This is a genomic window from Streptomyces sp. NPDC048718, assembly GCF_043198875.1.
GTDB lineage: Bacteria > Actinomycetota > Actinomycetes > Streptomycetales > Streptomycetaceae > Streptomyces.
Map to the genome: position 1 here is coordinate 265,519 of NZ_JBICVG010000011.1, position 26,450 is coordinate 291,968.

Annotated in this window: 20 protein-coding genes; 10 read left to right on the top strand and 10 right to left on the bottom strand. The window is 72.8% G+C overall.

Going from position 1 to position 26,450, the window contains the following annotated elements:
• Positions 1-447: 447 nt before the first annotated feature.
• Positions 448-1,422, bottom strand: a complete 975-nt coding sequence (locus ACGFRB_RS22355; protein ID WP_393245248.1) for a SigB/SigF/SigG family RNA polymerase sigma factor — start codon at positions 1,420-1,422, stop codon at positions 448-450.
• 225 nt (positions 1,423-1,647) lie between these two features.
• Between ACGFRB_RS22355 and ACGFRB_RS22360 the strand changes: the two genes are divergently transcribed.
• Positions 1,648-2,325, top strand: coding sequence for an ATP-binding protein (locus tag ACGFRB_RS22360; protein WP_393245250.1), 678 nt, complete (start codon positions 1,648-1,650; stop codon positions 2,323-2,325).
• Positions 2,326-2,480: 155 nt separating this feature from the next.
• A complete protein-coding gene (locus ACGFRB_RS22365) occupies positions 2,481-5,633 on the top strand; it encodes a HAMP domain-containing protein (protein WP_393245252.1) in 3,153 nt (1,050 codons plus the stop codon).
• A 143-nt stretch (positions 5,634-5,776) separates the two neighbouring features.
• Here ACGFRB_RS22365 and ACGFRB_RS22370 read toward each other — a convergent pair whose 3' ends face one another.
• Positions 5,777-8,257 (bottom strand): SpoIIE family protein phosphatase, encoded by a 2,481-nt coding sequence (locus ACGFRB_RS22370; RefSeq protein ID WP_393245254.1) that lies wholly within the window; start codon positions 8,255-8,257, stop codon positions 5,777-5,779.
• A gap of 254 nt (positions 8,258-8,511) precedes the next feature.
• Positions 8,512-9,897: a rhodanese-like domain-containing protein gene (locus tag ACGFRB_RS22375; RefSeq protein WP_393245256.1), complete on the bottom strand. Its 1,386-nt coding sequence runs from the start codon at positions 9,895-9,897 to the stop codon at positions 8,512-8,514.
• A gap of 295 nt (positions 9,898-10,192) precedes the next feature.
• Between ACGFRB_RS22375 and ACGFRB_RS22380 the strand changes: the two genes are divergently transcribed.
• Positions 10,193-11,518, top strand: a complete 1,326-nt coding sequence (locus tag ACGFRB_RS22380) for a DUF2306 domain-containing protein (RefSeq protein ID WP_393245257.1) — start codon at positions 10,193-10,195, stop codon at positions 11,516-11,518.
• A 79-nt stretch (positions 11,519-11,597) separates the two neighbouring features.
• Positions 11,598-12,203, top strand: a complete 606-nt coding sequence (locus ACGFRB_RS22385; RefSeq protein WP_393245259.1) for a PadR family transcriptional regulator — start codon at positions 11,598-11,600, stop codon at positions 12,201-12,203.
• 54 nt (positions 12,204-12,257) lie between these two features.
• Here ACGFRB_RS22385 and ACGFRB_RS22390 read toward each other — a convergent pair whose 3' ends face one another.
• The 4 genes from ACGFRB_RS22390 to ACGFRB_RS22405 all read right to left on the bottom strand — a co-directional run bounded on the left by ACGFRB_RS22390 (position 12,258) and on the right by ACGFRB_RS22405 (position 15,070).
• The gene (locus ACGFRB_RS22390) at positions 12,258-12,950 is read right to left on the bottom strand and encodes an alpha/beta fold hydrolase (RefSeq protein ID WP_393245261.1); all 693 of its coding nucleotides are present in this window, start codon (positions 12,948-12,950) and stop codon (positions 12,258-12,260) included.
• Between the two features lie 126 nt (positions 12,951-13,076).
• Positions 13,077-13,709 carry a phosphoribosylanthranilate isomerase gene (locus ACGFRB_RS22395; protein ID WP_393245263.1) on the bottom strand — a complete coding sequence of 211 codons (633 nt, stop codon included), beginning with the start codon at positions 13,707-13,709 and terminating at the stop codon, positions 13,077-13,079.
• Between the two features lie 70 nt (positions 13,710-13,779).
• Positions 13,780-14,088 (bottom strand): hypothetical protein, encoded by a 309-nt coding sequence (locus ACGFRB_RS22400; protein ID WP_393245265.1) that lies wholly within the window; start codon positions 14,086-14,088, stop codon positions 13,780-13,782.
• Between the two features lie 52 nt (positions 14,089-14,140).
• Positions 14,141-15,070 (bottom strand): RNA polymerase sigma-70 factor, encoded by a 930-nt coding sequence (locus tag ACGFRB_RS22405; protein WP_393245300.1) that lies wholly within the window; start codon positions 15,068-15,070, stop codon positions 14,141-14,143.
• A gap of 352 nt (positions 15,071-15,422) precedes the next feature.
• Between ACGFRB_RS22405 and ACGFRB_RS22410 the strand changes: the two genes are divergently transcribed.
• Both ACGFRB_RS22410 and ACGFRB_RS22415 read left to right on the top strand, forming a co-directional pair.
• On the top strand, positions 15,423-16,412 hold the full coding sequence (locus ACGFRB_RS22410) for a helix-turn-helix domain-containing protein (RefSeq protein WP_393245267.1): 990 nt from the start codon (positions 15,423-15,425) through the stop codon (positions 16,410-16,412).
• Positions 16,413-16,845: 433 nt separating this feature from the next.
• Positions 16,846-17,628: a DUF5707 domain-containing protein gene (locus ACGFRB_RS22415; protein ID WP_393245269.1), complete on the top strand. Its 783-nt coding sequence runs from the start codon at positions 16,846-16,848 to the stop codon at positions 17,626-17,628.
• A 137-nt stretch (positions 17,629-17,765) separates the two neighbouring features.
• Here the strand turns inward: ACGFRB_RS22415 and ACGFRB_RS22420 are convergent, their stop codons facing one another.
• Positions 17,766-19,040 (bottom strand): hypothetical protein, encoded by a 1,275-nt coding sequence (locus ACGFRB_RS22420; RefSeq protein ID WP_393245271.1) that lies wholly within the window; start codon positions 19,038-19,040, stop codon positions 17,766-17,768.
• 231 nt (positions 19,041-19,271) lie between these two features.
• Here ACGFRB_RS22420 and ACGFRB_RS22425 point away from each other — a divergent pair, with 231 nt between their 5' ends.
• The 4 genes from ACGFRB_RS22425 to ACGFRB_RS22440 all read left to right on the top strand — a co-directional run bounded on the left by ACGFRB_RS22425 (position 19,272) and on the right by ACGFRB_RS22440 (position 23,602).
• The gene (locus ACGFRB_RS22425) at positions 19,272-19,721 is read left to right on the top strand and encodes an SAV_915 family protein (protein ID WP_393245273.1); all 450 of its coding nucleotides are present in this window, start codon (positions 19,272-19,274) and stop codon (positions 19,719-19,721) included.
• 17 nt (positions 19,722-19,738) lie between these two features.
• Positions 19,739-21,124 (top strand): diaminopimelate decarboxylase, encoded by a 1,386-nt coding sequence (gene lysA / locus ACGFRB_RS22430; protein WP_393245275.1) that lies wholly within the window; start codon positions 19,739-19,741, stop codon positions 21,122-21,124.
• Between the two features lie 359 nt (positions 21,125-21,483).
• Positions 21,484-22,932, top strand: a complete 1,449-nt coding sequence (locus ACGFRB_RS22435) for a glyceraldehyde-3-phosphate dehydrogenase (RefSeq protein WP_393245277.1) — start codon at positions 21,484-21,486, stop codon at positions 22,930-22,932.
• A 214-nt stretch (positions 22,933-23,146) separates the two neighbouring features.
• Positions 23,147-23,602 (top strand): TerB family tellurite resistance protein, encoded by a 456-nt coding sequence (locus tag ACGFRB_RS22440; protein ID WP_363005829.1) that lies wholly within the window; start codon positions 23,147-23,149, stop codon positions 23,600-23,602.
• 214 nt (positions 23,603-23,816) lie between these two features.
• Here ACGFRB_RS22440 and ACGFRB_RS22445 read toward each other — a convergent pair whose 3' ends face one another.
• Together ACGFRB_RS22445 and ACGFRB_RS22450 are read right to left on the bottom strand one after the other, a co-directional pair.
• On the bottom strand, positions 23,817-24,773 hold the full coding sequence (locus ACGFRB_RS22445; RefSeq protein WP_393245278.1) for a M56 family metallopeptidase: 957 nt from the start codon (positions 24,771-24,773) through the stop codon (positions 23,817-23,819).
• Between the two features lie 5 nt (positions 24,774-24,778).
• Positions 24,779-25,207 carry a BlaI/MecI/CopY family transcriptional regulator gene (locus ACGFRB_RS22450; protein WP_363005825.1) on the bottom strand — a complete coding sequence of 143 codons (429 nt, stop codon included), beginning with the start codon at positions 25,205-25,207 and terminating at the stop codon, positions 24,779-24,781.
• Positions 25,208-26,450: the final 1,243 nt, after the last annotated feature.

A 26,450-nucleotide genomic window follows, 5' to 3' on the forward strand; every position in this document is an offset into this window, starting at 1 on the left:
CCCGATGTCGCGACTTCACCGCGGCGGCGCTCGCCGAGTGGGGCTGGCTCCCGGCGACGACTCCGGAGGGCCGCGAACGCGCGGAGGACGCGCTGCTCCTGGTCTCGGAGGTGGTGACCAACGCCTGTCTGCACGCGGACGGGCCCGAGGAACTGGTGCTGCGCCACAGCAGGAGTGCGGACGGAAACGAAGCCCCGGACGGAGACCGGGACGACGGAGACAGGGACGTGAAGGGGGCCGGGAAGGTGGTCGGGGACGGGCCGTGCCCGGGTGCCCGGCTGCGGATCGAGGTGTCCGACGCGAACCCCGTACCCCCGCGTCCGCGTGCCCCGCGCTCCCCCGCCCTGCCCGGTGGACACGGTCTGATGGTGCTCGACCGGCTGGCGGTCGCCTGGGGCTCGGCGGCCAAGGCCGACGGCAGCCCCGGCAAGGTGGTGTGGCTGGAGATCAGCCGCCCGTCCCCGCCGCCCGGGCCCCTCGATCACCGTGATCGCCGTGATCGTCGCGGGGATCACCCGGGTCCTCGGAGGGATCACTCCGGTCGGCGTCCCGAGCATCCCGGTCGTCCCGGTCGGCGAGGAGCCCCGCCCTGAGCTCGTCGAGAATGCGGGCGAGCAGCCGGGAGACGTGCATCTGGGACAGACCGAGCCGGTCGCCGATCTGCGCCTGGGTGAGTTCCGCACCGAAGCGGAGCGAGAGGATCCGTCGGTCCCGTTCGTCGAGACCCTCGATGAGCGGCCGGAGCGAGGTCAGGTCCTCGATCAGCTCGTACGCGGCCTCCGGCGCGGCCAGCAGGCGCAGATACGTACGCGGGGTCTCCGCGTCCTCGTCGAGGGCGCTCTCCAGGGAGCGGGCGGTGTAGCCGCGGGCCGCCAGCTCGCCCTCGGCGACGCCCTCCTCGCTCAGATGCAGACACGCGGCGAGTTCGGCGCGGGTCGGCCGGTGACCGAGCCGCTGTTCGAGCAGGTCGGCCGTCCTGGCGAGGTCGATCCGCAGTTCCTGGAGCCGGCGCGGCACCCGGACGGCCCAGCTGGTATCCCGGAAGAACCGTTTCATCTCGCCGACCACGGTCGGCAGCGCGAACGCCGAGAACTCGATGCCCCGGCCCGGGTCGAAGCGGTCGATCGCCTTGATCAGGCCGATGGTGCCGACCTGGACGATGTCCTCCACCTCCTCGGGGCGGTGCCGGAAGCGCCGCGCCGCGAACCGGACCAGGCTCAGGTTCAGCTCCACCAGGGTGTTGCGGACGTAGGCGTGCTCGGGCGTGCCCGGTTCCAGGTCCCGCAGCCGGGCCAGCAGCGCGACGGACAGTGTCTGCGCCCGGTGGGTGGAGACGCTCGTGGGGCGGGCGATCTCGGGCAGACCCGCCAAGGCCGCGCGCCGCACGGTGGCGGGCGCGCCGGCAGCCGTCACAGTGGCCATGTCGCTCCTTCGACGGAGGCGGTGGGCCTGCGCCGCGCTGTCGGCGCGCTGTCACCGGGCTGCGGCGCCCGGTACTGCCGTACCCCGGCCACTGGCGTGCGGCCGGGGCCCTTGCGGCGGGGTCCGTCGGTCGAGCGTCCCGTGAGGAACGTCCATGGAGGAGGATTCCCGCACGGCCGTCCTTTGACACGGTTTGATCCGCTCGGGAGTGGATAGCCGCAGCGTATGACCATAGGGACGGACCCCGGGGCGCGACCCCCGGAGGCGGAAGGGACCCCCGCCGGTCCCGGGATTCTCTCCGGTCCGGCGGGCCGCGCCTCCCTGTGCCGCGCGCTGACGGACGGGCCCGAGGTGATCGCGGAGTGCCGCGATCTCACCCGGCGGGCGCTGAGGGACTGGTTCGGGCCGGACGGGGACCCCGAGCGGATCCCCGTGGCGGACGCGCTGCTGCTCGTCTCCGAGGTCGTCACGAACGCCCGCAGGCACGGGGGAGCCCCGTACGAGATCCGTCTCGACCGCGCCGGGCGGACACTGCGGGTCCGGGTCAGCGACACCAGCCCCGTCCCGCCCCGCGCGCACGGCCCGCACCGGCCGGACCGCACCTCGGGCCACGGGCTCTTCCTGCTGCGGCGGCTCGCGACCCGGTGGGGTTCGGTGCCCCGGGGCAGCGGGGGCAAGACGGTGTGGTTCGAGGTGGAGGTGCCACCGATGGAGGTGGCGCCTGCGGAGGCCGTGCCACTGCCGGAGACCGCGCCGCCCGGGAAGCCCGGTCCACCGCTGGAAGCCGTACCGCTGCCCGGGACCGCGCCGCCCGCGGAAACCGTACCGATGCCGCCCGAGCCCGTACCACCGGACACGGACGCACCACCGTTGTCCGGTACGGGACCGGCCGGCGGTTCCTGACCGCCCCACCCCGCCGCCGGCGCGCGCCCGAAAGGCCCGGGGCCGGGCGCGGCCCTAGAGTGGACGGAGGGCAGGCACCGTCCCTCCGTACGAGCGCGTCACGGCGTCCGGCATCCCGGAATCCCGGAACGGCGTCATGGCGTACGAGGTCCTTCATGGCACAGCGCAGAGCAGCGCCCGGCGGCGATCAGGGCTCCGCACGCCCCTCGCCCGAAGAGCACCACGAGCCGCACGAGCCCGGCAACGCGTCCCACCCCTCCACGCCACCGGCCGCACCCGACGCCCCCGACGCCCCCGACGAGCGGGCGCTGCGGCGGCTGCTCGGCGGGCTGACCGCCGTACGGGACGGGGATCTGTCCGTACGGCTGCCGGAGGGCGCCGACGGTGTCCTGGCGGACATCGCGGCCGTCTACAACGACATGGTCGACCGGCTGTCGCTGCTCACCTCCGAGGTCACCCGGGTGGCCGGCGAGGTCGGCGGGCAGGGGCTGCTGGGCGGCCGGGTGCACGAGCCGAGGGCGCGCGGGGCCTGGCAGGAGCTGACCACCGGTGTGAACACCATGGCCGACAACCTCACCTCGCAGGTGCGCTCGATCGCGCAGGTCGCCACCGCCGTCGCGCGCGGCGACCTCACCCAGAAGATCCGGGTGGAGGCGCGGGGCGAGATCCTGGAGCTGAAGGAGACCATCAACACGATGGTCGACCGGCTGTCGTCGTTCGCCGAGGAGGTCACCCGGGTGGCCCGCGAGGTCGGCACCGAGGGCAAGCTCGGCGGCCAGGCCCGGGTGCGCGGGGTGTCCGGCACCTGGAAGGACCTCACCGACAACGTCAACTCGATGGCGGACAACCTCACCAACCAGGTCCGCAACATCGCCCAGGTCACCACGTCCGTCGCCCAGGGCGATCTGACCCGGCAGATCGACGTGTCGGCGCGCGGGGAGATCCTGGAGCTCAAGACCACGATCAACACGATGGTCGACCAGCTGTCGTCGTTCGCCGCCGAGGTCACCCGGGTGGCCCGCGAGGTCGGCACCGAGGGCAAGCTCGGCGGCCAGGCGGAGGTCGAGGGCGTGTCCGGCACCTGGATGCGGCTCACCGAGAACGTCAACGAGCTGGCCGGGAACCTGACCCGGCAGGTGCGGGCGATCGCCGAGGTCACCAGCGCGGTCGCCGAGGGCGATCTGACCCGCTCCATCACCATGGACGCCCCCGGTGAGGTCGGCGAACTGCGCGACAACATCAACGCGATGGTCGAGTCGCTGCGCGCCACCACCCGCGCGAACGAGGAGCAGGACTGGCTCCAGACCAACCTCGCCCGGATCACGGCGCTGCTCCAGGGCACCCGCGGGGTCTCCGAGATCGCCGAGCTGATCATGGCGGAGGTGCCGCCGCTGGTGTCGGCGCAGTACGGGGCGTTCTTCATCCTGGAGGAGGGGCCGTACGGACCGGTCCTGACCATGTCCGCGGCGTACGGGCTCGCCACCCCGGGCCCCGGCCGGCACGCACGCCGTTTCAAGATCGGCGAGGGGCTGGTGGGGCAGGCGGCCCGGGACCGGCGCACTCTGCTCGTCGACCCGCTGCCCGAGGGGTACGCCACGATCTCCTCGGCCGTCGGCTCGGGCGGCCCGGCGGCCCTCGTCGTGCTGCCGATCGTGGTCGAGGACCAGGTGCTCGGCGCCGTCGAACTCGCCTCCCTCCAGCCCTTCGGCGCGCTCCAGCGCGACTTCCTGGACCGGTTCGTGGTCAGCGCGGGGGCCGTCCTCAGCTCACTGGTGGCCAATCTGCGCACCGACGAACTGCTCGCCCAGTCCCGCAGCCTCGCCGACGAACTGCGCTCCCGCACCCAGGAGTTGCAGGCCCGCCAGCGTGAACTCCAACGCTCCAACGCCGAACTTCAGGAGCAGGCGGAGCTGCTCGCCGACCGCAACAAGGACATCGAGTCGAAGAACCGGGTCATCGAACAGGCCCGGCAGGAGCTGGAGACCCGGGCGCAGCAGCTGTCGCGGACGTCGATGTACAAGTCCGAGTTCCTCGCCAACATGAGCCACGAACTGCGCACCCCGCTCAACAGCCTGCTGATCCTCGCCCGGTTGCTCGCCCAGAACCCGGAGGGGAATCTGACGGAGAAGCAGATCGACTACGCGGAGGTCATCCACTCGGCCGGCTCCGATCTGCTCCAGCTCATCAACGACATCCTCGACCTGTCGAAGGTGGAGGCGGGCAAACTGGAGGTACGGCGCGAACCCTTCGCGCTGACCCAGCTGCTCGAGTACCTTGAGGCGGCGTTCGGTCCGGTGGCCGACGAACGGGGCCTCGACTTCACCGTCACCGTCGCCCCGGACGTACCGGCCCATCTGACCAGCGACGAGGCGCGGTTGCGTCAGGTACTGCGCAACCTGCTGTCCAACGCGCTGAAGTTCACCGAACGCGGCCAGGTCTCGCTCACCGTCGAGCACACCCCGCCCGACGAGATCCCCGCCGCCCTGCGCGAGGCGGCGGAGGGCGAGGGCCGGCCGGTGCTCGCCTTCCGGGTCGCGGACACCGGCATCGGGATCCCGGGCGACCGGCTGCGGCACATCTTCGACGCCTTCCACCAGGGGGACGGGACCACGGCGCGCGAGTACGGCGGGACCGGCCTCGGTCTGTCGATCAGCCGGGAGCTGGCCGCGCTGCTCGGCGGGGTCATCGAGGTCGAGAGCGCCCCGGGCGAGGGCAGCGTCTTCACCTTCCATCTGCCCGAACGGGCGGTGGAGGGGGGCGTCGAGAGCGGCGAAGCGGGTGCCGCGGGCACCACGGCGGACGCGGCACGGGCGGCGGCGGGCGCCGAGACGAAGACCGGTGCGGCAGCCGGGACGGAACCCGGAACGGAAGCCGGTCCTGCGGACTCCCCGCACGACCGGGCCGCCGCGCCCGCCACCGCCGCCGCTACCTCCACCACTCCCGCCACCGTGCTCGTGGTCGACGACGACACCCGCAACGTCTTCGCCCTCACCCAGGTCCTGGAGTCGCACGGGCTGCGCGTCCTCACCGCCGACGGCGGTCTGCGCGCCCTCGATCTGCTCACCGGGGACACCCATGTCGATCTGGTCCTGATGGACGTGATGATGGCCGGCATGGACGGCTACCGGACCATCGAGGAGATCCGCCGGCTCCCTTCCCGCGCCGGGCTTCCGGTGATCGCGGTCACCGCGAAGGCCATGCCGGGCGACCGGCTGCGCGCTCTGGAGGCGGGCGCCGACGACTATCTCTCCAAGCCGGTCGACGAAGACGAGCTGATGGCCAAGATCGGTCATCGGCTGGGGAGTTGACGCCGATCCCCCATGGGGCCGAGCCCGCGTTCCGGCCCGCGCACGTGTACGCGCCGAAGTCCGTTGCTCAGAGGGGCCGGCCATTCAAGGGTCGGGCGCTCAGGGGCCGGGCCGGCACAGCCCGGCCCTCACAGCCCGGCTCCTCAGAGCCCGGTCGACTCGCCCTCCCCCGGCCCGGCATCCGCCGCCTCTCCCTCCGCCGCACCCAGGTCGCCGGCGGTCGGTTCACCGGGGTGCCGTACCCGGACCGCGACGATGCTCGTGTCATCGTCGGTGTCCCCCATCTCCGTCCCGAGCAGCCCGTCCACCAGCCGTTCCGTGCTCCCGCCCGCCGCGAGCCGCCCCGCCGCCGCGACCAGCCGGGCGATCCCGGCCCCGAGACCGTCGTGTCGGCGCTCCACCAGGCCGTCGGTATAGAGCAGCAGGGTGTCCCCGGGGCGCAGGGCGGTGCGCCGTTCCTCGTAGGTATAAGCGGGGACCGCGCCCAGCAGGATGTCCTGGGGCGGTTCGAGCAGCCGGGCCCGGCCGTCGCGGACGAGGAGCAGGGGGAGGTGCCCGGCGCTGGACCAGACGAGTTCGCCGTCCTCCGGGTCGTACAGCGCGCACACGGCCGTGGCGGTGGATCCGTCGCCGGTGCGCAGGGTGACCTCGTTGAGCCAGCTCATCAGCTGCCCCGGCGGGCGGCCGGTGAAGGCGAGCGCCCGCTGCGCGTTGCGCAGGGCGACCATGCCGGTGACGGAGTCGATGCCGTGCCCGGCGATGTCGCCGACGGTCACCAGGACCTTGCCGGACGGCAGCGGCAGTACGTCGTACCAGTCGCCGCCCACCTGGTACTCCTCGGCGGCGGGGCGGTAGCGGGCCGCGACGGTCAGCCCGCCGGGCAGCTCGCGCAGGGCGGTCGCCTCGGGGACGATCGCCTGCTGGAGCTGGAGCGCGAGCTGGTGGCGGAGCTCGGCCTGGTCGCGGACGGCGGTGAGGTGGTCGAAGGTCGCGGTGAGGGCGAGTTCGGTGCGCCGGGTGGCGGAGACGTCCTGGTAGACGCCGACGAAGCCGGTGACCGTGTCCCCTTCGAGCAGCGGCTCGGCCGCGACCCGGACATGCCGGACGGACCCGTCGGGCAGCACGGTCCGCAGCACCGCCTGGGCGCCCGAGCGGCCGTCGGTCAGGGTGCGCAGGAGCGTGGTGAGCGCGTCGCCGTCCTCGCGGTGGATCCGGCCGCGCAGCGCGAGCAGCGGCACCGGGGCCTCCTCGCGGGACATGCCGAAAATTGCGTACGCCTGCTCGGACCAGACCGTGTCGCCGCTGGTCAGACTGTCCTGGAAGGTCGCGACGCTCTGTAGCCGGGCCACCGCGCGGCCGGCGGCCAGACCCGGGTCGCTCACGGCGTGCCACAGCACGACGGCCCGCTCCGCCCCTGCGCGCAGGACGCGGACGTCGAGCAGGGGGCCCGGGGGCGGTGCCGCGTGGCCGCGCGGCAGATGCGGGGCGTGCTGCGGGTGCCGGGTGTGGCGGGCGCGCAGCACCAGCCGGGCCAGTTCTCCGTGGGCCTGCGGGAAGACGCGTTCGAGCGAGCGGTTCTCGGCGGGCGGGATGCCACCGAGAGCGGTCAGGGCGGCCTCGTTGGCGTGTTCGAGTACGGGCTCGCCGGTCACGGTGTCGGTGCGCAGCAGCGCCCCCGGATGTGCCAGCGCGTCCAGGACGTCGACCAGGACCGGCGCGCCGGACTCCTCGCCGTCCGGCCGGTCGAGCACCGCCGAGGCCACGTCCATCAGGCCTCCGACGGCGCGCCGCAGCGCGGGCCCGAACACGACCGGCCCCGGCCAGCCCACCACGGCCACTCCGACGGTAACCCCGCGCCGCCGCAATGGCAGCAGCGCCCGGGCCGCGCCGGGCCGGGCCCCGGGGAGCGGGACCGGGTCGGCGGGTTCGGCGGACCCGGCGGGCGGACCCGCGGCCTGACTGGTGGGCGGACCGATGGGCGAGACGTCGGGGATCTCCGGGGCATCCGGTGTGGCCGGCGTGGCCGGCGTGGCCGGCGTCGTCACGGAGGCGCCGGGCGCGGGGGCACCCTCCACCCATACGGCGGTGTTGTCGACGAGGGCGCTGTGGAACGGCCCCGGGGCCGCCGGTGGAATCCACTGCCACGCCATCGCCTCCGCCGCGCCGACACCCGCGTGCCCGGCGAGCCGGAGACAGCCGTCGACCGTACGCCACAGCCACAGGCTGTCGGCGCCGAGCGGCACCAGACCGCCCTCCAGGAGGGTACGGACACCGTCTCCGGCGTCCTCGGCGGTCTCGGCGGCGACGGCGGTACGGCGCAGCCGCCGGGCCAGGCCGGGCGGCAGCGGTTCGGGCGGGGTGACGCGGGGGTCGCCGGGGGCGCCGACGGCGTTCACGACATCGGCGGCGAGGTCTTCGGGGGACAGTCCGGTCGCGTCGGCGAGGGCGACGAGATGGTCGTACGCCTCGATCGTGGACAGACCGAGCTGGGCGGCGAGCACGCCGGTGGCGAGGTCCAGCAGCCGGCGGCGGGCGGCCTCGGCCCGCAGCCGCCGGTTCTCGGCGGCGAGCCCGGCGAAACCGGACTCCGCCCGTGGGGCGGTCGCTCCTGTGGGATCGGCCACGTCGACACCTCCGCGTCGGCCTCCGGAGCGGTGCTCGTACCCCTACGGGAGTCTACTCGCGGGGCCTCGCCGGGGCCGTCCGAGCAGCGCCGGACGGGCGCTGCTCGGGGGTCGCCGGGCGGGCCCGGACGGGGCCGCCGGGCAGGTCAGGGGCAGACGGACCGGAACCCGGCCGTGCGGGGGTCACGACCGGGTTCCGGTGGCTGATCGGCCCCTACCGGGGGGCGGGTGCCGGGTGGGGTTCCGGCAGGGGCTCAGGCTTCCGAGGTGTCGAGCAGGGCCCAGGCCGCGTACCCGCCCAGGACATCGGACACATCCGTGAAGCCCTGGTGGCGCAGGTAGCTGGCCGCGATGGAGGAACGGTGGCCTCCCGCGCAGTGCAGGACCAGCGGCCGGTCACGCGGGATCTCCTCCAGACGCGTCGGCAGCTCGCCCAGCGAGATGTGCAGGGCCGAGTCGATGAACCCGACACTGCCCCGCTCGCCGCAGTTACGGACATCGAGGACCAGCGGCGGGGTGTCCCCGGCCAGCTCCTCGCGCAGCTGGGCGGCGGTCAGCCGGCTCGCCGGGGTGACCTCGCCGGCCAGGGCGACCAGCGCGTCCTCGGGCGAACGCAGATAACCCGTCACCCGGTCGAAACCGATCCGCGCCAGACGCGTGACGATCTCCTCCTCACGGTTCTGCGGCGCCAGGACCAGCAGCTCGTCCTTGGGCGCGAGGACCGTGCCCGCCTGTTCGGCGAACCGGCCGTCGGCCGGCACGTTGACCGCACCCCGCAGATGACCCGCCGCGAACTCGTGCGGATCACGCGCGTCGACCACCACCGCACCCGCCGCACGCCGCGCGGTGAACTCCTCCACCGTCAGCGGCTTCGGCGCCGCCGCCGGATCGAACAGCTCACGCTCACGACGGTTCAGATCCGCGTCGTAGGCGAAGTACCCCGGCGCCGCCGGCTGACCGGCCGCCACGATCGCGACGAACTCTTCCTCGCTCATCGGCGCGCACGCGTAGTTCGTCGCCCGCTGCTGCCCGATCGTCGACTGCTTCTCCGTCGACAGGTTCTTCCCGCAGGCAGAGCCGGCGCCGTGCGCGGGGAACACGCGGACCTCGTCCGCCAGGCCCATCAGCTTGTTCTGGACACTGTCGTAGAGCATCCCGCCCAGCTCCTGGGCCGTCACCCCGGCCGAGGCCAGCAGGTCGGGGCGGCCGACATCGCCGATGAACAGCGCGTCACCCGTCATCACCCCGTACGGGACGGTGTCCGTGGCGTGCTCGTACACCAGCACACTCACCGACTCCGGCGTGTGACCCGGGGTCTCCATGATCTCCAGGACCACATCACCCAAAACGATCCGCTCACCATCGGCGAGCTTGCGGATCGCGTACTCCGTCTCCGCGCGCTGCCCGTAACCGATCCAGGCACCCGTACGGGCCGCCATCTCCAGGTGACCGGCCACGAAGTCCGCGTGGAAGTGCGTGTTGATCACACCCACCACCGTGAAACCACGCGCCTCGGCGTCCGCGAGGTACTCCGACACATCACGACGAGGATCGACCACCACGGCCTGACCCGTCGACTCATCGGCGATCATGTACGACGCCTGCGAAAGGCAGTCGAGGTAGTACTGGGTGAAAAACACGGCGGAACTCCCTTTCGCGTGATGCGGCGCGCCCGCTGGAGCGGGCCCCGTGACCGGCGGTCCCGGAATGCGTGCCCGCATCCACCGTCGACCTCGAATACCCCCCTAGGTATCAACACTCCCGACCGTAAACGGGTGCGGCGGGGAAAGTCAAATACCCCTAGGGGTATCAATCCACCCTCTCGCCGGAGCGGCCCGGACCATTGACCGTGCCGGGGCTTGCCCCTACCTTCCTCGATAGTCCTTTCTGGACTATCGAGGCGCGATCACATCGCGTGAGGGCCGGGGAGCCGCCATGTCACGAGCCACGCAAGCCCGCACCGGAAACAGCACGGCCGACACGACCGGCACACCCGGCACGACGGACACCGGCACGACCGGCACCACCGCCCCTGACGACCCCGCCTGCCCCACCGGCCCGGCCGGGAAACGCGAGGGCGTGCGCTGGGGGCGCGCCGCCGCGCTCGCCGTCACCGTGGTCTGCCTCCTTTACGCACCGGTGGCGATGACCGGCCTCTGGCCGTTCGCGCGCCCGGGCGCGCCCTCCCTCGGCCAGTGGCTGCTCGGCCGGTCGGTCTCCCCCGGGTACGCGGCCACCCTGATCCAGGACCGCGCGGTCCCGTACGCCCGCAGCCTGGGCCCGCTGATCGTCCACTCGGTGCTGGGCGGACTGCTCATGCTGCTCGGCCCCGCCCAGCTGCTCACCGCGGTCCGGCGGCGGATCCGGCTCCACCGGACCCTCGGCATCCTCTACGCCGCCGCCGTGTACGTGTCGATGGCGGGCGTCGCGCTGTATCTGATCCGCACCCGGCCCGAAGAGGCCTTCAGCGGAGCGGCGTTCTGGGTCGTGCTCGCCACGCTCCTGACGGGCACGGTCCTCAGCGTCACCTTCGGCGTACTCACCGCCGTGGCCGGACTGCCGGAGCTGCACCAGCGATGGATGCTGCTGTGTTACGCCTACCTCATGACCGCTCCCCTGCTGCGGATCGAGTGGGGCGCGCTGCCCGCGCTCTATCCGGGGCTCACGCTCCAGGAGATCAACCTCGTCGCACTGATGCCTCTCGGCACGCTCGTCGTCCTCGGTGCCCTACTCGCCTCCCGTGCGATGGACCGACGCCACAACCACCCGTTCGTGAGCGGCCGTTGGTGGCCCGCTCCGGTGCTCGCCGCCGCGTACGCGGTGGCCGTCGCGGGCCTGGCGTGGCTGGGCCACGGCTTCGCCGGGCACGGCACCCCGGGGCGCCGGCTGCTGCTCGCGTACGCCGTCCCGTACGTCGTGCTCCTCGCCGTCCCGCAGGTCCGCGCCCTGCGGGCGGCCCGGCGCGACGCGGTGTGGGCGCGCGAGGAGTGGCACACCCATCTGGTGGCGATGTGCCTGGCACCCGCGTTCTCGGCGGGAACGGCGGTGATGTTGCAACGGGCCATGGATGTAGACGAGTTGACGGCTCTGACGGCGGGGGCGGGCCTCAGTGCCGGCTTCCTGGCCTTCAGCGCCCATATCCTGGTCGGGGCACGGGTGTTGTACGGCCGCCGGGCGCACGGGCGACGGACGGGCCCGTCGGCATCCCGCACGGCAACGGCCGCGACGGCGGCCCCGGGCCTCGAACGGGAAGCGTCGTGAGCGGCCCCGGCGACCGGGGGCCGGCGCGCACCGCCCCGGGGAACACGGCGCGCGCAGGCCCGGCGTGTACGGTCGCGGCATGGCTGATGTCCGGTTGACCACGCCCTCGTTCCTGGTGCTCGGCGTCATCGACACGCTCGGCGAGGCCAGTCCGTACGACGTGAAGGTCGAGGCCGCGCGTACGGTCGCACCGTTCTGGTCGGTCCCGCACGCGCAGGTGTACGCGCAGTGCGACCGGCTGCTGGCGGCGGGGCTCGTCGCGGAGGTACGGCGGGAGGGCGGCCGGGGACGGCGGCTCCTCCGGGTCACCGAGGAGGGGGCACGGGCACTGCGCGGGTGGCTGGAGGACACGGCGTTCGTCCCGGTCGAGGCCCGCGAACGGAGCATTCTGAAGCTCTGGTTCGGCGCGCGTCCCGGGCTCCACGCCCCGGTCCAGATCTGCGCGCACACTCGCGCCCTGGAGGAGTACGAGCAACTGGCCGCAGCGGTGGGCGAGTCGATGTCCCGGGGGCAGCGCGAGGCCCTGGAGTTCGGCATCCGTTACGAACGGATGATGGTCGACTTCTGGCGCTGGGCCGCGGACCGGGAGCCGGGCCGCGGCCTGGATCGCGCACCGGAGCAGGACCGGGCTCCCGGTCCTGCTCCCTCCCCCGTCCCAGGACCGGAGCCCGGGGAGGTGGTCTGACCGGCGGCCCAGCGGACCGGCCGGGTGTCCGGTCGACGGTCCGGCCGGGTGCTCTCAGGAGCCGGTGTTCTCCGCCGCCTCGGCGATGACGCGCGCCAGTTCACGGGGGCGGGTGGTCATGGGCCAGTGGCCGGATTCGATGTCGGCGTACCCGATCCGGGTGGCCCGGGCGAGTTCCGGGCTGACGCCGGCGGCGATCCACTCCTGGGCCTGGGCGGGGGTGAACTCCGGGCAGACGAGCACCAGGGGGATGTCGAAACGGCGGTCGTCGGTCAGCCGCACCACGCCCCGCGCCACCCCCTCGGGCACCGGGTGGGCGCCCGCGGCGAGCCGCTCCCGGGTCGGCTGGTCGAGGTCGGCGGCGTCGGGGCCCTCGAAGGCGGCCCAGCCCGGGAAGGGCATGACGCCGTCCTGGATCTCGAAGAAGTCGGCGTAGGCGCTGCCGTGGGCGGCCGGGTAGCCGCCGACGAGAGCGACCTTGGCCACCTTGTCCGGGCGCGCGTCGGCCGCCAGCCACGCCAGGCTCGACGCGGCGGAGTGGCCGACGACCAGGGGCTTCCCAGGGGAGTCGGCCACGGCGGCGAGCACGGCCGCCAGCTGGTCGTCGAGGGTGGCGGAGATGTCGCCGTCGCCCTGGCCGGGGAGCGTGACCGGGACGGGGCGGTGGCCCCGCGCGGCCAGTTCCAGGGCGACATCGTCCCAGGCGGATCCGTCGAGCCACAGGCCGGCGATGAGCAGGATGTCCATGTCGTCGTTCTCCCGGAGAGAGTGCGGTGTCGGCCCGGTCACGCTAGCGGTCGGGTCCGACATCGGCGGCCCGCGCTGCGCCGTACGCGGGCCGGGAATCCCGCCGGGCCTCCTGGGCCGCGGGCTTCAGCTCGCGACCCGTGCCCCGGCGGTCTTCGCGGCGGTGACGAAGGAGCGGATCAGCTCGGGGTCCTTGACTCCGGGGGCGGACTCGACCCCGCTGGAGACGTCGACGCCCCAGGGGCGGGCCTGCCGGATGGCCTCGGCGACATTGCCGGGGGTCAGACCGCCGGCGAGGAGCCAGCTGCCCTCGGGCCGCGCGGTGTCGAGGAGGGACAGGTCCCAGCGGGCACCGGAACCGGCCTCGGGCGAGTCGAGCAGCAGGACCTCCTCGCGGTAGACGCCGACCCGGGTGTCCGGCCGGTCCTTGAGAGAGGTGGCGCGCCACAGGTGCGGGAACAGGGCGAAGGCCTCGGCGAAGTCCTCCTCGCCGTAGGCGGGTCCGTGCAGCTGGAGGGCGCCGATGCCGATGTCGCGGGCGAGCCCGGCGGCCTCGGCGGCGGGCATGTCGTTGACGACGAGTACCGAGGTCACTCCGGTCGCCCCGGTCGTCACGTGCGCGGCGAGCCGCGCCGCCTGCTCCCGGGCGAGTCCGCGCACGCTGCGCTCGCTGATCACCAGCCCGATCGCGTCGGCGCCGGCCTCGGTAGCCACGTCGATGTCGGCGGTCGTGGCGAGCCCGCACACCTTGACGAACACTGTCTCTCCTCCGCTGCCCCGCGCTGCCGTGCCCGCCATGCCCGGGCAGGGGGCGGCGGCCCGGCCGAGCCTACCGCCGCCGGTGCCGCCGCCCACGCCGATGCCGGTGCCGGCTCCCGCGGCCCGCCACGCCCGGCCGGGGAGGGGCGGCCCTGCCCAGGACGGGTGGTTCCGGCGGTCGGGAGCGGGTCAGCACCAGTACGTCGTAGCGCTCGACCACGGGGGACGGCCGGTCCGGCGGTTCCGCCCGGGCGTCGACGGCCAGACGGTGCGGTCCGGCGGCGTACTCCGCCTCCGTCAGCCGGGCGAACTTCGACTGCGGCCGGGTGGTCATCCGTTCGTGGAAGTCGCGCAGTCCGCGGGTGACGGGCGAGGGCACACGAACGGGCCGCCATGTCCTCACCCCCCCCTCAACCCTCAACCCTCAACCCTCAACGGGAGATGACCGCCTCCTGGCCGATCCGGGACAGCTTCTCCGGGTTGCGCACCGCGTACAGCCCCGTGACCAGGCCCTCGTCGACCCGCAGCGCGAGAACGGTGTCGGTCTCGCCGCCGGTCCCCACGATCAGCGCCGGTCCGCCGTTGATCCGGGCCGGTCGCAGGCTGCCGAGCGTGGTGATCCGGGCGAGGACGGCGATCACCCGGTCGGCGCCGACGACGGGTTCGAGCGCGGCGCGGACGACCCCGCCGCCGTCGGTGAGCAGCACCGCGTCGGGGGCGATCAGATCGCACAGGCCCTGCAGGTCGCCGGTCTCGACCGCCGTCCGGAACGCGTCGAGCACCCCCTGGGTCTCGGCCGCCGACACCTCCCCGCGCGGGCGGCGCGCGGCGACATGCGCCCGGGCGCGGTGGGCGATCTGCCGTACGGCGGCGGGGGACTTGTCGACGGCCGCCGCGATCTCGTCGTACTCCATGCCGAACACCTCGCGCAGGACGAACACCGCCCGCTCGGTCGGCAGCAGCGTTTCGAGTACCAGCATCATCGCCATCGAGACGCTGTCGGCGAGTTCGACGTCCTCGGCGACGTCCGGCGCGGTGAGCAGCGGCTCGGGCAGCCAGGGGCCGACGTACGACTCCCTGCGCCGGGCCAGGGTGCGCAGCCGGGTGAGGGCGAGGCGGGTGGTGATCCGGACGAGATACGCCCGCCGCTCCCGTACGGCCGACAGGTCGACGCCCGTCCACTTCAGCCAGGTCTCCTGGAGCACGTCCTCGGCGTCCGCCGCCGAGCCGAGGAGTTCGTAGGCGACGGTGAAGAGGAGATTCCGGTGGGTGACGAAGGTGTCGGTCGCCAGGTCGGCTTCCCTGCCGCCGGCTTCGGCCCGCGGCACCGCCGTCTCTCGTCCCCCGCGTTCGCCGTCCATCATCCGTTCCCCGTGTTCGCCGTCCGTCATCCGTCGCTCCTGTCCGTTCGCCGTCGTGCGCCTGTCGTCGTCCGCACCCGTGCCGGCCCCCGGGACGGTCCCTGTACCGACCCCTGCGCCTGTGTCCGTCCCTGCCATGAACACAGGACGCCGACGGGGGCCCGTGTGTGACATCCCGGTCCGGTGGCGTGGGTCACAGGGCGGCACGGTGACGGGCAGGACACCCGAAGATCACCGACCGTCACGCCTTAGGTATGCTCTGCCACCCCCCACACCGGTGCCCGCCATGGGCGCCTCTCGCATGCCTGCCGCCCGTCGGCGGTTGTCCGTACACGAAGAGGAGGGAACGCCGATGCTGATGGAGTCGGTGTACCGGAGTGAGGATGTGCCGATCGAGGAGAGGTTCGACTCCTGGCGCACGCTCCTTGGCCGAACGCACGCTCCGGTGGAACTCGTCAGCGAGCACCAGCAGGATCTCCGCGTCGTCCAGCGCACGTTGAGCCTCGGCGCCGTGTCGGCGTGGCCGTCGTCGTTCCCCCCGGTGATCTTCCGGCGCACCCCTCGGCTGGTCCGGGAATCGGACCCCGAGGGGCTGCACCTCACCCTCCCGATCAAGGGGATGTTGCACGTCAGCAGGGAACGGGATGAGGCCTGCCATGGCTCCGACAGCTTCAACGTGCTCAGTTCGTCACGCCCGTTCGAAGTCCGGTCCATCGCGGCACCCGACGGGCTGAATACCGGAGTGGGGCTGGAAGTACCCACGGCGCTGCTCCCGTTCCCGGGCCGTCTGCGCGACCGTCTGACCGGGCTGCACCTCTCCGCGAAGGAAGGGTTCGGTGCCCTGCTGGCACAGTTGCTCACCCAACTGGCGCACGGCTCCCATTCCTACCAGCCCGCCGACGGCCCCCGCTTGGGGACGATCGTGGTGGACCTGCTGTCCGCGCTGTTCGCCCACGCCCTCGACGCCGACGGCCCGCTCGCCTCGGAGACCCATCAGCAGACCCTCGTCCTGCGCATCCGGGCGTTCATCCAGGCGAACCTGCACGACCCTGCGCTCAACCCTTCCGTGGTCGCCGCCGCGCACCACATCTCCACGAGCTACCTCCACCGTCTCTTCCAGCACGAAGAGGAGACCGTCGCGGCCTGGATACGGCGGCAGCGTCTGGAACGCGCCCGCCGCGACCTCGCCGACCCGGCACAGCACGCCGTCCCGATCCACGCCGTCGCCGCACGCTGGGGCTTCCGCCAAGCCGCCGACTTCAGCCGCGCGTTCCGCAACGCCGTCGGCGTCCCGCCCAAGGAGTACCGCCGCCTTGCCCGGAACCCCGACATGGCCACGTGACGCCCGCTCGGGACGTTCCCGCCCGCGCGCCGACAGCCCCGGAACGCGCCGGAGGCGTCTTACAGGACCACGGGGACCCCCGTACCCCGTGGCCCTGTAAGACGGCTCCGGCGCAGGCGGCACTCGGCTGCCGCACGCGTGGGGGCACTGCCGCTCCGCGAGGAACCACCTTCAGAATGCGGCGAGTTCCCGCGGGTTGTCGTTGGCTCTGAGTACACGGATTCCTGGCTGTGCGTCCACTCGACGCCTGCCGGACAACGGCCGGACGCGGTCGGGGAGCCGGGATCGCCTCCGGCGGGACTTCACGACGGCGTACAACTTTTCCCTCCCGTCATGGGTCCGCCTCCGCGGAACTCATCGGTTCCACAGACACAGACGGGCACGTGGAAGCCGAAAGGCCGTCTCGCGAGCCCTTTCACCGTGGGGAACACCTATGCGTATTCGTGCCTCCGCCGCCGTCGCGGCCGGCGCTCTGGCTCTCACCACCCTCACCGCTCTCGCCGTTCCCGCCGCGCGGGCCGACGACTACCGGGGCGACATCAAGATCTCCGGTGTCGTCGTCAACGGCGGCAAGCCGGTCGTCCTCGGTACCACCGCCAAGAAGACCTTCACGGTCTCCTTCACCGTCACCGACAGCTCCGGCGTCAGCATGGCGAAGGTGCTGATGTGGCACGGCCCGTCCTTCGCCAAGATGGACTACGGCATCCTGCCGAACACGTACTACGCCTCCTGTACCAAGTCCGGTGCCACGAGCGTGAACTGCCGGCAGACCTTCACGGTCGGCCCGGCCTCCAACATGCTCAACACGTACGCGGGCACCTGGAGGCTCACGGCGTTCGCGCAGGCCAAGGACTTCGACTACGTCCAAAAGGACGACCTCAAGAGCTTTCGCGTCCAGCGCGACTCCACCCTGACGGCCGCCGCCTCGCCGAAGGCGGTGACGAAGGGCGCGACCGTCACGGTGAAGGGCAAGCTGTCCCGCGCCAATTGGGACACCGGCCGGTACGGGGGCTACGGCAGCCAGTCGGTGCGGTTGCAGTTCCGCAAGAAGGGCGGCACCACCTACACCACGGTCAAGACGATCAAGTCGGCCGCCGGCGGTGATCTGAAGACCACCGTCAAGGCGTCCACGAGCGGCTCCTACCGCTACACCTTCGCGGGCGACACGACGACCCCGGCGGCATGGGCCACGGGTGCCTACGTCACCGTCAAGTGAGGTGAGACGGCCGCACAATCGCCCTCACCGGATCGCGCGCTGACGGCCGCAAGGGCGCACCCCTGCCCGTACCCGTCGCCGCCCCGCCCGCGGGCGGGGCGGCAGGAATCGCCGGGGCTCCCCTTCTCCGGTCCGGGCTAGGAGGTGCCGGGGCCCTCCTTCTCCGGTCCCGGCTCCGTCTCGTACGCGTCGAGGGCGTACGGGTGGACGTACCGTTCCCCGTCGAACGGGGCGAACCATCCGGCGGCCCCGCCCCGGGCCGAGGCCTCCCGGCAGCCGTGCGGGCCGGGGCCGGCGGCCTTGCGGACATGGGCGCCAAAGCGGTCGAGGGCCGTGGCCACGGCCTCGTCGAGAAGACCGTACAAGTCGAGTGCGACACGGGCCTGTTCGAGGAGGAAGCGCAGGACCATGTCCTCGGCGGGGCAGCCGAGACGGCGGAAACTCCCGTCGGTGAAGCGGGTGGTGAGTGCGACGGCGGTCACCAGGAAGCGGCGCGCGAAGAGTTCGTCGTAGCGGGACCCGGGCCGGACGGGCAGCCGGCCCAGGTGCCAGAGGTGGCCCTCACAGGAGGCGACGTCGGTGTCCTCCTCCGCGAGGACCTGCACATCGTCGTACAGCTCGTCGATGAGGACCTCGGCGGCATGGACGAGGGCACCGGCGGCCAGAGCCGCGGTGTCGCCGGAGGCGGCGAAGACGGCCGGGTCGAAGGCGCGCAACCGGCTTGCCATGAAACGGAGTTCCGTCTCGGGATCGGGGGCCTCCTCCACGACGTCCGCCCAGAGGTCGGCGTCCTCGTCGTCTCCCGGATCCCCGGACACGCGGTCACGGCCGGCGAGGCCCCACGGGTCGTGGTCGTCGTCCGCGCTGCCCGGCCCGTCGTATCCGCCGGGCGAGGGGAGCCCGCCGAGGGAGGCGAGGGCGCCGAGCACGTCCGGACCGTCGCCGTCCTCCGGGCGCGGAGTGCGCCAGGGGCGCGGGGCCTGCGGGCCGGCGCCGGGCCGGGCGGTGTGCCGGGCCCGGCGCAGGGCGGGGTCGCTGGGCGGGGCGCCGGGCCCGTCGGCGGCGGCCAGGCTCTCCCGCGCGAGCTCGGTGTGCAGCCTGACCTCGCTGCTCAGCACCAGCCAGCCGGTCAGCTGCTCGGCCCGGTCCAGTACCTCCTGGGTCACGGCCCCCACCGCGTCCTCGGCCGTCTCCAGGGTGGGTGCCCCGACGCTGACGGTCAGCACGGCGCCACCCGGGTGGGCGGCCACGGTCACGTCGAAGACATCGACGGCGGCACCGTCGGGGCCCTCGACCCCGGCGACCGAGCCGAAGCCCCGTTCGAGGAGGACGACGGCGCCGAACCGGCCGAGCGCGTCGAGCTCGGCGGCGCCGTCCGGTATGCACGTTTCCACGGTCACCACGTACGTCACGACGGCAAGAGTGCCAGGTCCGCGGGGGTCGTTCGAGGGGATCGGGAAAACCTCTCGAAAACGGGCGCGGGACCCTCACAGCCGCGACCCGGGCGGGGCACTCGGGCGAATCGCGTCAAAGGGCCGTCAGAAGCGCGTCAGGGCAGGTCCGGGCGGCGCCGGGGACGGGCAGGGTGACGGATGACGGCCCGGCGCGCACGGCGCGGGGCACCCGTTTCCGGGAGGACCGCCATGACCGCCACCCTGTACGCGTACGGAGACGACGCCGAACCCTGCGAACGGGTGCCGGCCGGGCGGCTGCTGTACGTCCCCGTCCGGCCGGCCGCACACGGCTGCGCGGTGCGGCTCTTCCGTACGCCCGTCGGACGGCGTACGGCGGTCGCGTTCACCACGCCCGGCCGGTTGCGGACCGTCCTCGGCGCCGGGCACGCCTGCGCGCCGCTGGCCGTACCGGCCCTGCGTGCCCTCGTCGCGCCGCTGGGTGTCGACGCGCTGATCGTCGACCCCATGCTCACCGCTCCGGCGCCGACGCCGGCATCGACCCGGGCGCAGGCGCCGACACCGGCATCGACCCGGGCGCAGGCGCCGGCAGAAGCGACCCTGCCGCCCCTGTCCACCCGGCCCGCTTGGCCCGCTTGGTCCGCTTGGTCCGCTTGGTCCGCCGCCGCCCTGGCCCGCTGAAAGGGAGCGCCGCCGCCATGACCGTCACCTCTCTCCACTCCTTCCCCTCCCTCCCCTCTCACCCTTCCCGCCCCTCTCGCCCTTCCTCCGCTCACCGCCCCGCCGACGACGATCTGTCCGTCTGGCCCGCCTCGGCCGCGGACCGCCCGAACGGAAGACTGTCCGTCGCCGGGGTCGCGCTCGACGGGATCGCCGAGCAGTACGGCACCCCCGTCTACGTGCTCGACGAGGACGAGGTCCGGCGCCGCTGCCGCGCCTACCGCGACGCCTTCCCCGAAGCAGAGGTGCACTACGCGGCCAAGGCGTTCCTGTGCCGGGCCCTCGCGCGCTGGGTCGAGGAGGAGGGGCTGGGCCTGGACGTGTGCTCGGCCGGGGAGCTGGAACTCGCCGTCACCGCCGGGTTCCCGGCCGAGCGGATCCTGCTGCACGGCAACGCCAAGTCGCCCGAGGACCTGCGCACGGCACTGCGCCTCGGGGTCGGCCGGATCGTCATCGACAGCCCGGCCGAGATCGCCCGGATCGCGGCCGCGGTCCCGCCGGGCGCCGAACAGAGAGTGATGCTGCGGATCACCCCCGGCATCGGCGCGGGCGGCCACGCCAAGATCCGTACCGGGTCCGAGGGGCAGAAGTTCGGGCTGTCGCTGCGCGACGGACACGCGCAGCACGCCGTCTCCCGCGTCCTCGGCCAGCCGAGGCTCCGGCTGACCGGGCTGCACTGCCACCTCGGCTCGCAGATCACCGGCGTCAAGCCGTATCTGTCGGCGGTGCGGCGGCTCGTCGGCCTGATGGCCCGGACCCGCGATCTGTACGGGGTGGTGCTGCCCGACCTGGATCTCGGGGGCGGCCACGGCGTGGCCTACCGGCCCGGCGACCCGGTCCTCGATCCCGCGGCGCTCGCCCACCGGGTGCGGGCGGAGCTGATCGAGAGCTGCGCGGGCGCGGGGCTTCCGGTGCCCCGGCTGATCATCGAGCCGGGGCGGGCCGTCGTCGGCCCCGCGGGGGTCGCCGTCTACCGGGTGCTGGCGGTGAAGGCGACGGCCGCGCGGGTGTTCGTGGCGGTCGACGGCGGAATGAGCGACAACCCGCGGCCGGCGCTGTACGGGGTGCGGTACGCGCCCCGACTGATCGGCCGGCGGTCGACGGCGGAACCGGTGCGTACAACGGTCGCGGGGCGGCACTGCGAGGCGGGCGACATCCTGGCGGAGGATGTCGCACTGCCGGGTGACGTCCGCCCGGGTGATCTCCTCGCGGTGCCGGTGGCGGGGGCGTACCACCTGTCGATGGCGTCCTCGTACAACCTGGTCGGCCGCCCGCCGGTGGTCGCCGTGTCGGAGGGCACGAGCCGGCTGCTCGTACGGCGGGAGACCTTGGCCGATCTGCGAGCGCGTGACGTGGGCGTCTGAAAGACAGGGGCACGGTCCGTCCGGGTCACCCGGGCGGCCGGGGCTCACCTGAGCGTCCCGGCTGCCCGGCGTCGGAGCGGTCCGAGCGGAGAAATCGGCCCGGATCATCAGAAACCACCGCCAGGGGCAGGTCCGGGCGGCGGACGGCGCAAGAGAGAGGACGGAGAGTGGGGGCGGGAAAAGAAAGCGAGAGGCCTGACGCAAGCGCGGGGCGAGCGCCCAACAGCGGCGAAAATTCGGCCATTACTGGCAGAATCCGCCAGATTGCACCCCGTGTCCAGGACCACACTCCGCCCCCTTGCCGCACATCCGAAGGGTCGGGTTAGCATATGAGCACCGCCTAGCTCGAAAGATGCACTGTGACTGTCAACGAGGACTCGTTCACAAACTGGAAGCACCGCGAGGAAATCGCGGAGTCCATGATTCCGATCATCGGGAAGCTGCACCGAGAGCAGGACGTCACGGTCCTTCTTCACAGCCGCTCCCTGGTCAACAAGTCGGTCGTCAGCATTCTCAAGACGCACCGGTTCGCCCGCCAGATCGACGGCGAGGAGCTCTCGGTCACCGAGACCCTGCCGTTCCTGGAGACGCTGACGACCCTGGATCTCGGCCCCTCCCAGATCGACATCGGCATGCTCGCCGCCACCTACAAGGCGGACGACCGCGGCCTGTCGGTCGCGGAATTCACCGCCGAGGCCGTCGCCGGTGCCACCGGCGACGCCAAGCTGGAGCGCGGCGAGGGCCGCGATGTCGTCCTGTACGGCTTCGGCCGCATCGGCCGTCTGGTCGCCCGCCTGCTCATCGAGAAGGCCGGCTCCGGCAACGGTCTGCGGCTGCGCGCCATCGTCGTGCGCGGCGGCGGGGCCACCGAGGACATCGTGAAGCGCGCCTCGCTGCTGCGGCGCGACTCGATCCACGGTCAGTTCCAGGGCACCATCACCGTCGACGAGGCGACCAACTCGATCGTCGCCAACGGCAACACGATCCGGGTGATCTACGCCAACGACCCGTCCGAGGTCGACTACACGGCGTACGGCATCCAGAACGCCATCCTGATCGACAACACCGGCAAGTGGCGCGACCGCGAGGGGCTCTCGAAGCACCTGCGTCCGGGTATCGACAAGGTCGTCCTGACGGCCCCCGGCAAGGGCGACGTCCCGAACATCGTGCACGGTGTCAACCACGACACGATCAAGCCGGACGAGCGCATCCTGTCCTGTGCCTCCTGCACCACCAACGCGATCGTCCCGCCGCTGAAGGCCATGGACGACGAGTACGGCGTGCTGCGTGGTCACGTGGAGACCGTCCACTCGTTCACGAACGACCAGAACCTGCTGGACAACTACCACAAGGCGGACCGTCGCGGTCGTTCCGCGCCGCTCAACATGGTGATCACGGAGACGGGTGCCGCCTCCGCCGTGGCCAAGGCTCTGCCCGAGCTGAAGGCTCCGATCACCGGCAGCTCGATCCGCGTCCCCGTCCCGGACGTCTCGATCGCCATCCTGAGCCTGCGCCTGGGCCGCGAGACCACCCGCGAGGAGGTCCTGGAGTACCTGCGCGACGTCTCGCTGCACTCGCCGCTGAAGCGCCAGATCGACTTCACCACGGCTCCGGACGCGGTCTCGATGGACTTCGTCGGCTCGCGCCACGCCTCGATCGTCGACGCCGGCGCGACGAAGGTCGACGGCGACAACGCGATCCTGTACCTGTGGTACGACAACGAGTTCGGCTACTCGTGCCAGGTCATCCGGGTCGTCCAGCAGATCTCGGGCGTCGCGTACCCGACCTTCCCGGCTCCGGCGGCCTGAACCGAGGCAGCCTGAACCGGCACCCGTTCCGGTGTCGTACCCGTACGAACACCGGAGCGGGTACGGGTGGGAACACAGCACGAAACGTTTCACCGAACGGCGGTGGGGTCACTCCCCACCGCCGTTCGGCGTTTGCGCGCTCCCCGGGAACTCACCGCCGGACTGGTACGTTCTACACCTCCGTAGAAGTCACCGACATCGGGAGTACAGCGACATGGCCCTGTGGGACCGCATCAAGGAATCCGCGTCGACGATGCAGACGCAGCTGGTCGCCAAGAAGAACGATCTGAAGTCCGGCGCCTTCCGGGATGCTTCGATGGCGATGTGCGCGCTGGTGGCCGCGGCGGACGGCACCATCGACCCGTCCGAGCGCCGCCGGGTCGCCCAGCTGATCGCCGGCAACGAGGTGCTGCAGAACTTCGACGCGATCGATCTCCAGCGCCGCTTCGACGCCAACCTCGACAAGCTGGCCGCCGACTTCGACTTCGGCAAGGTGAGCGTGCTCCAGGAGGTCGCCAAGGCGAAGAAGAAGCCGGCCGAGGCCCGCGCGGTCGTCCAGATCGGCATCGTCATCGGCGGCGCCGACGGCGACTTCGACAAGACCGAGCAGGCCGTGGTGCGCGAGGCGTGCTTCGCCCTCGACCTGCCGCCGCACGAGTTCGACCTGTAGGCACAGGGACCGGGCGCCGGGACCGGTCAGCGGGACCGGTCGCCGGCACTGGTCCCGGTCCGGTTGCCTGTCCCTCTGCCGCGCCCGCCGTCGGCGTCGCCCGCGGTCGGCGCGGTCGTGCTGCCCCCGGCGTGACGCTCTTCCCGTGTCGTCACGCCGGAGGCGCGACCGTCATACCGGAGTGACGGCCACCATGTGAGGGGCGGCCGTCACCTCAGAGGGGCGTGGCGGCCGCGGCGCGCAACAGCAGGAAAAGCGTGACGGCGGAATTCGCCGAGGACAGCGCCGAGACCGTCGCGCCCGCCGCCGCGCCCCAGATGGCCAGGCCCGCCGACGTACTGAGCGGCAGCCAGACCAGGCCCGGCTCGGCGGGCTCCGGCCCGAGCAGCGCGGCGACCCTGCGCGGCACCGGCCCGACTCCCCCGCCCCCGGCCTGCGGAAGGGTGGCGACGGGCGCCGGGGCGGAGATCAACGCCGCCCGGCCGATCGCACGGGCGACCGTACGACGGTCGCCGACCACCCCGGCCGCCGTCTCGTCGGCCCACCGTTCGGCGGTGAAGGTGACGGCGGTCCGCAGCGGGCGCAGAAAAGGATTCGCGCGGGCCGCGAGCTGCACCGCGAGCAGATGCTGGTGGTGCCGGCCGGCCAGATGGGCCCGCTCGTGCGCGAAGAGCGCCCGGCGTTCGGCGGAACCGAGCGCGGCGAGCAGTCCGGCGCTGACCACCACCCGGTCGCCGGTCCCGCGCCGGCCCGGCAGCGCGTAGGCGTACGGCACAGGGTCGGGCAGCACCGCGACCGGCCGGCCCGGCAGCCCGGCCAGAGCTCGTTCGACCCGGCGCCGCACCCGTAGATGCCGGACGAGGGCGTGCAGAGCGCCCACAACCACGGCCCCGAGAGCGGGAATCGCGATGCTTCCGGCGATCACGTCGTACGGCACGGCGGCCCGTACCTCCGGATCCGACCAGCCGTCCGGCAGCGGATTGCCCGGCAGCTGCGCGGTGCCGACGACCATGAGCAGGGCCAGACACAGGGTGCTGCACAGCGCGAGGACGACGGCGAACCCGGTGAGCAGCCGGGTGGCGGTCCGCGGGTGCAGCCGGTGCTCGGCGAGCCGGGCGACCGGCCAAGCGCTCAGCGGGAGCAGCAACGGAAGGAAGACGAAGACTCCCATGCCCGCTAGTCTCCGCCCTCCCGCGCGCCGCCCGTTCTCTCGTCGCCCGCGTCGCCGAGAAGTTCACGCAACAGACGCTCGTCGTTCGGCGAGAGCGCGGTGACGAAGCTCGCGAGGACGGCCTTGCGGTCGGTCTCGGCGTCGAGGACCTTGCGCATGCGCAGAGCCGCGAGCCCGGACTCGTCGGCGACGGCGGTCCAGACGAAGGAGCGCCCGGCGCGCTCGCGGGAGACGGCACCCTTGATATGCAGCCGGGTCAAAATGGTGATGACCGTGGTGTAGGCGAGGTCGCCGCCGAGGTGCTCCTGGACCCAGACCACGGGGACGGGGGCGGGCGCGTTCTTCAGTACGGCGAGGACCTGGGCCTCCAGTTCGCCCTGGCCGCGTCTGCGCGGGGCGGGCTCCGCCCCGTGTGCGCCGCTTCGGTCCGTCACGCCATCGTCCTCTCCCGGCCCCGGCCGCCCCGCGCCGGTCCCCCTCTGGCGCGACCGTTGTTCCCGCGCTGTTCGCGCACCGGTCCGCTTCCGTCCAGTCCTTCATCCTACTGACCGGTTCGGTGCGGGACATCCGGAGTGGGTGAGGGGGTACGGGGTACGCACGGGTGCGGGACGGCTGGGGTGGGCCCGTGGGTGAGGCTGGCGGCTGGGGCTGGGCTTGTACGGGTCCGAGGCGGCTGGGGTGCGGCTTGTACGTAAGCGAGGCGGCGAGGGCGAGGCCCGCACGAGCGTGAGACGGCTGGGGTGTGGCTTGTAGGTAAGCGAGGCGGCGGGGGCGAGGCCCGCACGAGCGTGAGACGGCGGGGGTGCGGCTTGTACGTAAGCGAGGCGGCGAGGGCGAGGCCCGCATGTAAGCGCGGCGGCTGGTGTGCGGCCCGCACGTGCGCGAGGCGGCTACGGGTGGGCGCATGTTGTTTGCGCCGCGCTGGCCTTTTTGTGCCTCGGTTCACCTCCGGGGTGCTGGAGTCGGACTCACAGCACCGATCGTGCTCGGCCCACTCGTTCCTCGCGGGCCTGTGCGCGTTCGGCACTGTTCCCCCGACGCACCCCTTCGGCTCACTCGGCCGTACACAGCGACCTGCGGTCAGACGTAACGGCAGGTGCCCGGCCCGCACTCACAGGGACAGGGGGCAGCCCGGTAGTTCTGGCCTCGTCAGGTGCCCGGCCCGCACTCGCGGTGCCTCCGGGGGTGGGCCCGCACTCACGGGGGCAGGGTGGGTACGCCGTGCCACTGGGGTGCGGCACCGAGGCCCTGATCTGGCAGCCTGGCTTCCTGGAATGTCCCGTTCCGCTCTTTCCCGGGGGCGCGACGTGACGGACTCGCGCCCTGAATCCGTTCCGGCGCGGGGGCGGCGTGGAGCCGCATACCGTGCGCCTGCGGCCGCTGCCGGCCAGGAGATCTGGCGTGGCGCGGGTGGCCGGGAGGCGGGCACCAGAGGTGCGAGGTGGCCCGGGTGTAGCATCGCGGCACTGAGTGTGTTTTGCTGAGGGTACTCAGTGCCAGAAGGTGTCGCGCACCCTCCGCACCGCACGTCGCACCCACACCACCCGCACCACAAGGGGAGCCCCGGAACATGGCCAAGGACTTCGACCTGTATCGCCTGTCCGAGGAGCACGAGATGCTCCGGGAGACGGTCCGCTCGCTGGCGGAGGCGAAGATCGCTCCGTTCGCCGCCGCGGT